The 11,444-nt window shown below is 64.7% G+C and carries 8 protein-coding genes and 3 pseudogenes; 10 read left to right on the plus strand and 1 reads right to left on the minus strand.

Going from position 1 to position 11,444, the window contains the following annotated elements; all coding sequences use genetic code 11:
* The 8 genes and pseudogenes from ACZ4NT_RS37560 to ACZ4NT_RS37595 form a co-directional block, all read left to right on the plus strand.
* Positions 1 to 96, plus strand: a pseudogene (locus ACZ4NT_RS37560) (IS5/IS1182 family transposase); the annotation flags it as partial.
* Positions 97 to 1,579: 1,483 nt separating this feature from the next.
* A complete protein-coding gene (gene mvaD, locus ACZ4NT_RS37565) occupies positions 1,580 to 2,632 on the plus strand; it encodes a diphosphomevalonate decarboxylase (protein WP_467729861.1) in 1,053 nt (350 codons plus the stop codon).
* A complete protein-coding gene (locus ACZ4NT_RS37570) occupies positions 2,629 to 3,744 on the plus strand; it encodes a phosphomevalonate kinase (RefSeq protein WP_467729863.1) in 1,116 nt (371 codons plus the stop codon). The genes mvaD and ACZ4NT_RS37570 overlap by 4 nt, the downstream gene beginning before the upstream one ends.
* Positions 3,741 to 4,832, plus strand: coding sequence for a type 2 isopentenyl-diphosphate Delta-isomerase (gene fni, locus ACZ4NT_RS37575; protein WP_467729865.1), 1,092 nt, complete (start codon positions 3,741 to 3,743; stop codon positions 4,830 to 4,832). The genes ACZ4NT_RS37570 and fni overlap by 4 nt, the downstream gene beginning before the upstream one ends.
* Entirely contained in the window at positions 4,829 to 5,890 is a 1,062-nt protein-coding gene (locus ACZ4NT_RS37580; RefSeq protein WP_467729867.1) for a hydroxymethylglutaryl-CoA reductase, read from the plus strand. Before fni ends, ACZ4NT_RS37580 begins: the two co-directional genes overlap by 4 nt.
* 2 nt (positions 5,891 to 5,892) lie before the next feature.
* The gene (locus tag ACZ4NT_RS37585; RefSeq protein ID WP_467729869.1) at positions 5,893 to 7,071 is read left to right on the plus strand and encodes a hydroxymethylglutaryl-CoA synthase; all 1,179 of its coding nucleotides are present in this window, start codon (positions 5,893 to 5,895) and stop codon (positions 7,069 to 7,071) included.
* Between the two features lie 137 nt (positions 7,072 to 7,208).
* Positions 7,209 to 8,219, plus strand: coding sequence for a 3-oxoacyl-ACP synthase III family protein (locus ACZ4NT_RS37590; protein WP_467729871.1), 1,011 nt, complete (start codon positions 7,209 to 7,211; stop codon positions 8,217 to 8,219).
* 66 nt (positions 8,220 to 8,285) lie between these two features.
* Positions 8,286 to 8,591, plus strand: a pseudogene (locus ACZ4NT_RS37595) (helix-turn-helix domain-containing protein); the annotation flags it as partial.
* Positions 8,592 to 8,627: 36 nt separating this feature from the next.
* On the opposite strand, the gene ACZ4NT_RS37600 reads toward ACZ4NT_RS37595, so the two are convergent.
* Positions 8,628 to 9,377, minus strand: coding sequence for a transposase (locus ACZ4NT_RS37600; RefSeq protein WP_467729874.1), 750 nt, complete (start codon positions 9,375 to 9,377; stop codon positions 8,628 to 8,630).
* 1,409 nt (positions 9,378 to 10,786) lie between these two features.
* On the opposite strand from ACZ4NT_RS37600, the gene ACZ4NT_RS37605 reads away from it, so the two are divergent.
* Positions 10,787 to 11,125 (plus strand): hypothetical protein, encoded by a 339-nt coding sequence (locus ACZ4NT_RS37605; protein WP_467729876.1) that lies wholly within the window; start codon positions 10,787 to 10,789, stop codon positions 11,123 to 11,125.
* 7 nt (positions 11,126 to 11,132) lie between these two features.
* Positions 11,133 to 11,349 (plus strand): annotated as a pseudogene (locus ACZ4NT_RS37610) (transposase family protein); the annotation flags it as partial.
* Between the last annotated feature and the right edge of the window lie 95 nt (positions 11,350 to 11,444).

The raw sequence follows: 11,444 nt of genomic DNA on the forward strand, positions 1-11,444 counted from the left end.
GCTCTGTCGCGGCTGAAGAACTGGAAGATCCTGCGGGACTGCCGGCTCAAGGGCAACGGGGTTCACCAGGCCATGCTCGGCATCGCCCGGCTCTAGCTAGGCGCTTTCCCGAGCGGCGTGCCGAGCGCGTACGCCGGTCGCAGCCCATGCGGGTGCGAAAAGGGGGAAGGGCTTCGTCAGGGAGCAGCTTCCGGCGCGGGGCGAAGCCAGCACCACTGCTTCGCCATGCTCGGAGACGGCATCTTCTAACCACCCACATCCGCACGGCTTGCCAAAGCCGTGCGGATGTCACGGACCATGGAAGACGCCGACGCGGCCAGCGGCCGCAGGCCATGCCGGTAGACCGTACGGAGTCTGCGGGCTATCCCGCTGACGAACTGCCGATCTTCCACACGTGGTCGCCCTTCGCGGGCGGGTATTGAATGGAGGGGCAACTCCCGCTTCTCATCGGCGATTTCATGGCGGCGTGTCACCTCGCCATGCCATAACCACTCCTCAGTGACTGTTGTAGACGGAGGCTAGCGTTTGAGGCAGTGAATGATCTTGTGGCAGTCTAGTCGCGAGCTGAGAGTTGCCGATCAAGATTATTAATCCGCGGAAGTGGATTCTGGCTTTGCCTAGAGTGTGTACTAAGACGCTTGCGCGACAGCGCCCGCCTACCTCGGTGAATCTGAGTAACAAATACTCGCGCTGGCGGTCACCTCCACTGTTCCAATAAAGACCCGTCTATGCTAGAGGTGGGTAACTTTCGTAAGGATGTTGGGTGCGCCACGGGTGCCGCAGTCCTCTCTCGTTTAAAAATGAAATGAAGGAACTGGTCAGGGGAGTAAGGCGCATGACATTGCCTGATCTGGGGGGTGTGGCGAGTGAATCGAGTAGCCGATATTTCGGCATGAAATTTACTCGCAGGAAAGTGGGCGCGGTTGCCTGTGGGGCTCCGGGCCTGGTTTCTTCGGCCCCGGAACTATCGATCACGGCGACCGCCTCTTTGGTCTCGCGTATCCCGGCAAACTCGGGCGAGGGTACATTATGATCGCCGGTATTATTTCTACTCCCGCCCTCCCTTTGGTCTCCGATACAAGACGACGGAAATTAGTCGATATCCTCGCCGCCGGTTCATCGTTGCCCGTCCCGCTGTCGGACGGCGTTACCGAAAAACCGCGCACTGGGTTCGGCAGGGTGTTTATCATAGGGGTCATCGGTGAGTCCGGGCGGGCAAAATTCTCTGTCGAGTTGCTGCGAGGCAGGTTTGAGCGTGGCATGCAAGTGCAGGCCGGGTTCGTCCGGAGGATTTCGGGTTCAGTCCTGACCCGCGCGGCCGTCCGGGATCTAGCTAGAGGCCGGCCCTGCGCCTTCTGGCTCCTGATGAGCATCTGGTGCGCAACACTTAGTGGAAAAGGTCTGGATTTCGACACCCTGGTCGCTAGCGGAATAGGTGCAACGATTGGCGGTGGTGGTCGCGAAGGTTGCGTGGCTGCCTGTAGTGATAGCCCGAAGCAAGCGCGGAATATATCTGCACACTTACTTGAACCTGGTGCTGAGCGTACTTGGCTCACGCCAGTAGGAAGGTTCTTTCACCATGGCTGCTGATAGCCTTCGGAGGGCTGAGCCACGCCATCATCTCCTTGATCGTGGCGCCACCGCCGTCGCGTACCCGAACATCGCGCTAATCAAGTACTGGGGTAAGCGCGACGAGCAGTTGTTCCTACCCTGGACTACCAGCCTCTCGATGACTTTGGAGATCTTCCCCACGACCACTCAGATTCGGCTTGACGCCAAGGCAAGTTACGACGAAATCACCTTCAATGGCGTTCCTGCGACGGGTGAGGCGGAGCGACGTATTGTCGCCTTCCTCGACCTAGTGCGTGAGCGGGCCAATTTCCCCTACCGCGCCGTCGTGGACACCCGCAACGCAGGCCCTACGGGAGCTGGCTTGGCCTCGTCGGCCAGTGGCTTCGCCGCCCTGGCCGTGGCCGCCGCCGCCGTGTACGGACTTGGCCTTGACGCCACCGGGTTGTCCCGCCTGGCCAGGCGCGGATCGGGTTCCGCGTCGCGGTCGATCTTCGGTAGCTTCGCAGTTTGGAATGCGGGCACGTACACGGCTCCGGCCGCGGAGGCCGACCTCAGCTCCTATGCCGAACCGGTTCCTACGGGCGAGATCGAGCCAGCGCTCGTGATCGCGGTGGTCAACGCAGGCCCCAAGGATGTGTCCAGTCGTATGGCGATGCGTCGAACGGTCGACACGTCGCCGCTGTTCCAGTCGTGGGCCCAATCATGCAAGGGCGATCTGGTCGAGATGCGGGCGGCGTTGCTGCGCGGAGACCTCGACGCCGTAGGCGAGATCGCTGAGCGCAACGCACTCGGCATGCACGCCACCATGCTGGGTGCACGCCCTGCGGTGCGGTACATGTCGTCCGCCTCGCTCACCGTGCTCGACAGTGTGCTGCAGCTTAGGCGCGACGGGATATCCGCCTACGCGACCATGGACGCGGGACCCAACGTCAAGGTGCTGTGCCACCGCGCGGACGCCGACCGAGTGGCCGAGGTCGTTCGCGCTGCGGCGGCCGGACGCTCGGTGCACGTCGCCGGGCTCGGGCCGGGAGCCCGTCTGCTGAACGAAGGTGGACGATGACCTCTGGACGGACGATTGTCCGCCGTGCACCAGGTAAATTGTTTGTCGCGGGTGAGTACGCCGTGGTGGAGCCGGGCACCCCGGCCGTCCTCGTGGCGGTAGACCGGGAGGTAACGGTCACAGTGTCCGGCTCCCGCGACGCGGACGCCGACGTGGTGATCTCCTCCGAGCTCAGTCCGCGAGCGCTGCGCTGGCAATGGCGCGAAGGCTTCCTTCACGTCCAGGGCGGCGAAGAGAGTGCCAGCGGCGTACTGGTGCACGTGGTATCGGCGGTCGAGACCGTGGGCCGGCTGCTGGCCGAACGCGGTCTGCCCGTTCCGACACTGAGTATCTGCGTCATCAGTCAGCTGCACGACAATGGCCGCAAGTTCGGACTGGGTTCAAGCGGAGCGGTGACCGTAGCGACTGTGGAGGCTGTCGCCGCCTTCTGTGGCGTGGAGCTGTCGCTTGACTCCCGGTTCCGGCTGGCCATGATCGCCACCGCCCGGATCGACCTCAACGGTTCCGGTGGCGACCTGGCCGCTAGCACATGGGGCGGCTGGATCGCGTACCACGCGCCCAACCGGGCCTTCGTGCTCGACCTAGCCGAGCACGAAGGCATCGAGGAAGCGCTGCGCGCGCCCTGGCCGGGTCTCGCCGTACGGCGGCTCCCGCCGCCAAGCGGCCTCTCCTTGGAAGTCGGGTGGACCAGGAACCCGGCTTCCACGACGGCACTGGTGTCCGGCTTGCGCTGGCGGACCTGGCGGGGCACCGACTCGCATCGCAAGTTCGTTGAGACCTCCACCAAATTTGTACGTGCCCTGATCACCGCGCTCGAAACCGGTGACAGCCAGGGGTTGTTGCATCAGCTCCGGCAGGCCCGGAAGGAGCTGGCGCGTGTGGACGAAGAGGTCGGCCTCGGCATCTTCACGGCCGAGCTGACAGCGCTGTGCGAGGCCGTCGAAGGTGCCGGTGGAGCGGCCAAGCCCTCAGGGGCTGGGGGCGGCGACTGCGGTATCGCCCTGCTGGACACCGAAGCTCCGGACCAGATTGCACATGTACGGCAACGGTGGGCCGCGGCCGGGGTGTTACCCCTGCCCGTCTGTCCCGCCATCGAAAGGATCGAGGAATGAGCGCTCAGCGCAAAGATGACCATGTCCGGCTCGCTCTGGCGCAGCAGGACACACGCAGTGGGATCAACCAGTTTGACGAGGTGTCGTTCGTCCACCACGCCCTGGCCGGTATCGACCGGTCGGAGACGTCTCTTACCACGACCTTCGCCGGGATCTCGTGGTCGGTGCCGCTATACATCAACGCGATGACCGGCGGCACCGCCAAGACGGGTGTCATCAACCGGGATTTGGCGATCGCCGCCCGCGAGACCGGTGTGGCCATCGCCTCGGGCTCCGTGCATGCCTACTTCAAAGACCCAACATGTGTGGACACCTTCCGCGTACTGCGCCGGCAGAACCCGAACGGGTTCGTCATGGCGAACGTTAACGCGACGGCTTCGGTCGAGAACGCCCAGCGCGCCATCGACATGCTGGAAGCCGATGCCCTGCAGATTCACATCAACGCGACGCAGGAGACAGCCATGCCCGAGGGGGACCGGTCGTTCGCATCCTGGGCCTCGCAGATCGAGAAGATCACCTCGGCTGTTCAGGTTCCCGTGATCGTCAAAGAGGTCGGCAACGGCCTCAGCCGAGCAACCGTCCTGAGGCTCCAGCAGCTCGGCGTGCCTGTAGCGGACGTAGGTGGCAAGGGCGGTACTGACTTCGCCCGCATTGAGAATGGTCGGCGCGCGCTCGGCGACTACGCATTCCTCGACGATTGGGGACAGTCTACCGCTGCGTGTCTCCTGGACTCCCGGGACGTTGGTCTTCCGCTGCTGGCCTCCGGCGGCGTACGCAACCCTCTCGACATCGCTCGTGCCCTGGCCCTCGGCGCCTCTGGCGTGGGCGTTTCCGGGGTCTTTCTGCGCACCCTGCTCGACGGCGGTGTCTCGGCTCTGATCTCGCAAATAACGAACTGGATGGACCAGCTTGCCGCCCTGCAGACGATGCTCGGCGCCCGCAGGCCCGCAGACCTCCCCAGTCGGGACCTACTGATCCACGGCACCCTTCGATCCTTTTGCGCCGACCGGGGCATCGCCACGCAGCAGCTCGCCCAGCGTGCCCGGTCGGTCGACGCCCTCCACGAGATGACGGGAAACACACGATGACTGAAGCACACGCAATAGCCGGGGTCCCGATGAAGTGGGTCGGGCCCGTGCGCATTTCGGGGAACGTCGCTGAGACCGAGACCCACGTGCCGCTTGCCACCTACGAGACGCCGCTGTGGCCCTCCGTGGGACGGGGCGCGAAGGTGTCCAGGCTGGTAGAGAAGGGGATCGTTGCCACCCTCGTCGACGAGCGGATGACCCGTTCCGTGCTGGTCGAGGCGACGGACGCGCAGACTGCGTACACAGCAGCACGGACTATCGAGGCACGGCTCGACGAGCTCCGCGAAGTGGTTCGTACCGGCAGCCGGTTCGCGGAGCTGATCGGTATCAGGCACGAGATTAACGCCAACCTGCTGTTCATCCGCTTCGAATTCTCCACTGGCGACGCCTCTGGCCACAACATGGCTACGCTCGCATCCGAGGCGCTACTGAAGCATTTGCTGCAGACTATTCCCGGTATTTCCTACGGATCGATCTCCGGAAACTACTGCACGGACAAGAAGGCCACGGCGATCAACGGCATTCTCGGCCGCGGAAAGAACGTGATCACAGAGCTACTCATCCCGCGCGACGTGGTGACTGGTGTCCTGCGTACGACCGCCTCAAAGGTCGTCGAACTAAACATCCGCAAGAACCTCCTCGGGACCCTCCTTGCCGGCGGCATCCGCTCGGCGAACGCCCACTACGCGAATATGCTGCTCGGTTTTTACCTGGCCACCGGCCAGGACGCGGCCAACATAGTCGAAGGCTCACAGGGCGTCACGATGGCCGAGGACCGCGGCGGCGACCTCTACTTCGCCTGCACCCTGCCAAACCTGATCGTGGGGACGGTGGGCAACGGTAAGGGCCTCGGGTTTGTGGAGACGAACCTGACCCGGCTCGGCTGCCGTGCCGACCGCGAGCCCGGTGCAAACGCGCGCCGACTCGCCGTTATCGGGGCGGCGACGGTGCTGTGCGGTGAACTCTCACTGCTCGCCGCCCAGACGAATCCTGGCGAGCTCATGCGATCGCACATTCAGATGGAACGTGGGAACCAGACCGAAGAAGTTGGTGTTTAAGCATGTCTAACAATTTAGCCGTCGGAATTCACGATCTGTCGTTCGCCACGACCCAATTCGTCCTGCCGCACGCGGCTCTCGCTGAGTACAACGGCACCGACGTCGGCAAATACCATATCGGCATCGGCCAGAAGTCGATGAGCGTGCCCGCCGCAGACGAAGACATCGTCACGCTGGGCGCGGCCGCCGCCGCGCCCATCATCGCCCGGCATGGCAACGACAGGATCCGTACGGTCATCTTCGCGACGGAGTCCTCGATCGACCAGGCGAAGTCCGCCGGCATTTACGTGCACTCCCTGCTTGGACTGCAGTCAGCCTGCCGCGTCGTCGAGCTCAAGCAGGCCTGCTACGGAGCGACTGCCGCCCTCCAGTTCGCCATCGGCCTCGTCAGGCGTGACGCCGACCAACAGGTTCTCGTGATCGCGAGTGACGTCTCGAAGTACGAGCTGGATAGCCCGGGCGAGGCGACCCAGGGCGCCGCCGCGGTGGCACTGTTGGTCAGCGCCGACCCCGCGCTGGTACGGATCGAGAACGCCTCGGGCCTATTCACCGCCGACGTCATGGACTTCTGGCGGCCCAACTACCGAGACGCCGCGCTGGTCGACGGGCAGGAGTCCGTCCAGGCATACCTACAGGCAGTGGAAGGCGCCTGGAGGGACTACGGGGAGCAGGGCGGCCGCTCTTTCGACCAGTTCGCCGCGTTCTGCTACCACCAGCCGTTCACAAAGATGGCCCACAAGGCGCACCGCCACTTGCTCAACCACGTCGGTCTTATGGACACCGACCAGGACGACGTCGAGCGAGCCATTGGCCAGACTCTGGCATACAACGCCGTCATCGGTAATAGCTACACCGCCTCGATGTACCTCGGCCTCGCTGCGCTGCTTGACCAGGCCGGAGACCTGGCCGATCGAGCCATTGGCTTCCTCAGCTATGGATCTGGCAGCGTCGCCGAGTTCTTCGCAGGCACCGTCGCCCATGGTTACCAAACCCACCTGCGAAGTGAGGCGAATCTCGACGCGATCGCCCGACGCAAGCCGGTCACCTACGCCGAGTACCGGGAGCTGCACGAGTGGTCCTTCCCGACCGACGGGGGCGACTACTCCACGCCGACCCAAACCACCGGGCCGTTCCGTCTAGCCGGCCTCAGCGGTCACAAACGCCTCTACCAGCCACGCTAGAGCATGATCCGATCCCGCAGCGGGGCTGGCCCCAGTCACTGGCCCCGGACCGAGGGGCCCATTGCTGGCGGCCGGTGCTGGTGCCTGCCGGGCCCTTACTTACCAAACTCCACACCCTCTGAGAGGAGGGCAAGCGCATGACCGACTTAAGGATCCTTGGTACGGGTGCCTACGTGCCTGATCGCGTCGTTTCCAATGACGAGGCCGCTGCGGCAGCCGGGGTCGACGACGCATGGATCACCCGCAAGACCGCTATTCGGGAGCGCCGCTGGGCCGCCGATGACCAGGCCACTTCCGACCTAGCCACGGCCGCGGCCCAGGCCGCGCTTGAATCGGCGGGCGTCACCGCCCCTCAGCTGTCCGTGATCGTGGTCGCCACGTCCACGCCGGACCGGCCGCAACCGCCCACCGCGTCCTACGTGCAGCAGAAACTTGGTGCAGCCAAGGCAGCAGTGTTCGACGTCAACGCGGTCTGCTCCGGAATCGTGTTCGCGCTCTCAGCGGCCGAGGGCGCGCTGGCTCGTCGCGGCGGTCACGCGCTGGTCATCGGGGCGGACCTGTACTCGCGCATTCTGAACCCAGCCGACCGCAAGACGGTCATCCTCTTCGGGGATGGCGCTGGGGCCATGGTTCTGTCCGCGGGCGACCCGGACGGGGCCCAACAGGTCGGGGCGGCCCGCCGCGGCTCCCGCATCCGGCACGTAGCTCTGCATTCGTTCGGCAGCTCTTCGGATCTCATAGAAGTACCGGGGGGCGGCAGCCGGGCACCGCTGGACCAGGCCGGTCTGAACGCCGGTCTGCAGTACTTCTCCATGGACGGGCGAGGAGTACAGAGCTTCGTCTTGGACAACGTGCCGCAGCTCGTCAAAAATTTCCTCTATGAGGCCGACGTCGATCCAGACGAAATCCGACACTTCGTGCCGCACCAGGCCAACGGCATCATGCTCGACAACCTCTTCGCCGACCTGGGGTTGCCCCAAGCCACGATGCACCGAACGCTGACCGAGTACGCCAACACGGGAGCGGCCTCCGTCCCAATCACCCTTGACGCGGCCGCCCGCGCCGACGCGTTCAGCTCGGGTGATCTGATTCTCCTCGCCGGCTTCGGCGGCGGTATGGCGGCGGGATTCGCATTGATCGAGTGGTGATCTAACAAGTTCGTGCCCTCCAGTAGGCGGTGAGATGTCAAGTTCTCGATCGTTGATCATGGTCGTGTGGTGGGGAACGCGTCTCGTGCAGCGATCATCGGCGACCGGAGGGTCATCGGCCTGTCGGCTGGCGTGATCGCTGAACTCGTTGCTGGGGTAGGGCCGTAGTGGCACGAGTGGCACCAGGCCAAGCTCGCGTTCAGGCCGCGGAAGCGGGCTGGGGGCGCGGGCGCGAAACACCGGGCTGGTGTGTTCGTCGACCGGCTCCTGGCGACGCTCGTGCATCTGCACCATGCCGTCACTCATGACGTGCTGGCCTGCTGGTTCGGTATGGACCGCTCCACCGCCACCCGTGCCATCGGCGAGGTGCGGATTGTGAGCATTTTCAGAGTGGTCATTTGAGCGTTTTCAGCGTTGCTTCTCCAGGGTGAGGACGGCCTTGGTGATGACGCTTATGCGGTTGGGACTGATGCGGGATCTGCGGAAGATCTGCCAGGACTTCAGCGGTGCCATGCCTCGTTCGACAGGTGCCCGGGCCACGGACAGGGCCCGGTTCTCCGTCCGCTCGGTCAGGGTGAGTTCGCCGTTGGGCCAACGGCGCTTGGCGGTGGTGACGCAGTCGCCCGCACCGATGTAGGCCATGTCGGCGAGGATGGGGACACCCTGGCGCGCGCAGATCCGGAGGATCTTGTGGGTGCGGGCGGCCGTCAGATCGTGGGGCCGGCCCGGCAACGTCGGCGACAGCCACAGAATCTCACCGGCCGGGTCCGTGACGACCTGCACGTTCACGCCGTGCCGCTTGTGTTGCGAGGAGTAATCGGCCCTGCCGTCGCCGACGCGGTCGCATTCGGCGAGCGTGCCGTCCAGGAGGACGAAGTCCGGGTCGTGCACGCGCAGCGTCTTCAACAGGCCCGGCGCCTGCTCGGCGAGCAGACCGGTGACCGCGGTGACGTAGGCGTGGGCGGTGCCGACGGATATCCCGAAGCCTCTGGCGATACGGGCGAGGGTGTCACGGCGACGCAGGTATACGAGTGCGACCAGCGCACGGCGGTGCGGCGGGAGTTTGCACCGCCGGTCACCCTCACGGGTGACGATGACCATCGTGACCCACTCGACCAAGGCGTGAGGCAGGTCGAGTGCGGCAGGATACGGAACCAACAGGGCTCCTGTGCTGCGGAGTTGAGACGTCGAACACCTCCCTCAACGGCACGGGAGCCCTGTCCGTTGCGCATCCCGACCCCACACCGCCCCCGTCACCCGATCAGTGGCCGCACTGAAAACGCTCACTGATCGGGTGATGGTGTGGTGTGTGGAAGGGGCGGAACCCCAAGGCTGTTGAGCAAGGTGTCTACGCTCAGCTCTTCAGCCTTGGGGCTCTGTTGGTTCCCCCGCATCCGGCTCGGCATCCCCCTTCTGGCTGACAAGGCGTACGTACCAGGGAGCCGGCGACAGTGTCGCGGTACCCCGTCGCAGAAGACCAGGTAGGGACCTCACGACCGCGCAGAAGTGCGTCAAACCGGGCACATGCCCGGCCGCGATGGCCCGTCGAGAGAGCCATCGCCCGGATCAAGACCTGGCACATCCTCCGCAAAGCGCATCGCCAGAGACATCCTCACCCACCGCTGAAAATGCTCAGCGCCTGGTTCTGCGACTTCTCGTCCATGGGAGACAAGAGCCCGTCTGGGCGGATCGAGGTAGAGGCGGACGACGTCATGGACCTTGTCGACGAAGTACAGGTCCGCGTCGGCAGGTTGATGGCCTGCACGCGGTGCGGCTGGAGGACGAATGCCCGCCAGATCCGCGACACAGTCGACTGCGACAGGCCGGTCTCCTTCGCCATCGACCGCGTAGACCAGTGCGTCGCGTCCTTCGGGGTGGACTTCAACATCCGGGTGACCAGCGCGGCTGCCTGCTCGTCAGTGGCCGGTCGCGGGCCGAGCGCGGCATGTCGCCCAGGCCGGCGATTCGGTGCTCGACGGAACCTCACCCGCCAGCGGCCCACGCATGGGCAGTCAAACCCAGCCCGGCCGCGGCATCCCTATTCGAAGCGCCATCCGCACATACCAGGACAATCCGGCAACGAAAGGTCCCACGCCTGCAGCGTGGAACCACGACCCACCCCTCAAGCGCAGCCCGTTCCTCATCCGACACGTCAACTCGACCTTCGGCCATGAGTCGGGAATTCTATTCACATGTGAAGGCTTGCTGTGTGGCGTGTATGGGGCCTGTGCGCGGTTGATGAGGCTGGTGGCTATAGCGGTGTAGGGCAGGAAGTACTTCACCCTGCCGCTATGCCGAGCAAGAACCCACACACCAGCTACACGCTACGTGCAGCCATGTCCATCGCATGCACGTTCTCCGCCGGGTGTGGACCGTTGTGACACAAACGTCGTGGACGGCATCGGCGCGGCGGGCGCCCCGCCTCGGGAGTAGATGACGCCCTCCAGCACCTTTCGCAGAGATTGTGGACGTTTCAGGGTCGTCCCGTAAGGCTGGCCGGCGCCCGCGCCACGTGTTGAGCGGGATACTCACGAGACTCCGACACGGGGCTGTGACAGCCTGCAGACATGCCAGAGCTGCGCGCTCATGCGGGCCGTCACTACACCATCCAGTTCCACTACGCCTTGCCGGACGACGCGCGGTGTGTAGAGCTGAGCAAGGCCGCCCCGGCGCCGGCCGCGTGGGCTGAGATCCCTCACGCCGAAACGCATTTGCCTGGAGTGGCCTTCCTGGTGGCGGTGATACCCGACGAGGATCCGGACCTGGAGCCGACCGTCCAGATCCACAGCCACGACAAGCACGTCGTCCCCTACGAGATCATGCACTGGTTCATGGAGCATGTGGCCGAGCAGGTTGAACGCTGCCGCATCGCGTTCGAGCAGGGAGAACCTAAAGCAGTGGAATGATCACGCAGTGACTGGTGTGATCACGGCGTCGGAGCCCTCCTGGATAGCCCCGTTCACCGGGCTGAGCCCTCCGCAGTTCAACAAGCTGATCACCGCGCTGCGGCGCGAAGGTGCAGATCCGGTGCGCAAAGGGCCGGCCGTGGAGTCTGCCGCTGGAGGACCGCGTGCTGCTGGTCGCCGCGTACTGGCAGACGAACCTGACCATGCGCCAGCTGGCAGCGCTCGGGGCTTGACCCCGAATATTGAACACGTCTATGCGGCTTGGGCCAGGGTAGTTGTTGCTGATGGCAAGGCGTTCTCGTAGGCGACCGGAGATCGT

The sequence above is a fragment of the Streptomyces sp. NPDC026417 genome, assembly GCF_055567695.1.

Excerpts from the sequence above, each read along its gene's own strand:
- ACZ4NT_RS37605 (WP_467729876.1), top strand. The coding sequence starts at position 10,787 with ATGCCAGAGCTGCGCGCTCATGCGGGCCGTCACTACACCATCCAGTTC.
- mvaD (WP_467729861.1), top strand. The coding sequence starts at position 1,580 with ATGGCTGCTGATAGCCTTCGGAGGGCTGAGCCACGCCATCATCTCCTT.
- ACZ4NT_RS37570 (WP_467729863.1), top strand. The coding sequence starts at position 2,629 with ATGACCTCTGGACGGACGATTGTCCGCCGTGCACCAGGTAAATTGTTT.
- ACZ4NT_RS37590 (WP_467729871.1), top strand. The coding sequence starts at position 7,209 with ATGACCGACTTAAGGATCCTTGGTACGGGTGCCTACGTGCCTGATCGC.
- ACZ4NT_RS37580 (WP_467729867.1), top strand. The coding sequence starts at position 4,829 with ATGACTGAAGCACACGCAATAGCCGGGGTCCCGATGAAGTGGGTCGGG.
- ACZ4NT_RS37585 (WP_467729869.1), top strand. The coding sequence starts at position 5,893 with ATGTCTAACAATTTAGCCGTCGGAATTCACGATCTGTCGTTCGCCACG.
- fni (WP_467729865.1), top strand. The coding sequence starts at position 3,741 with ATGAGCGCTCAGCGCAAAGATGACCATGTCCGGCTCGCTCTGGCGCAG.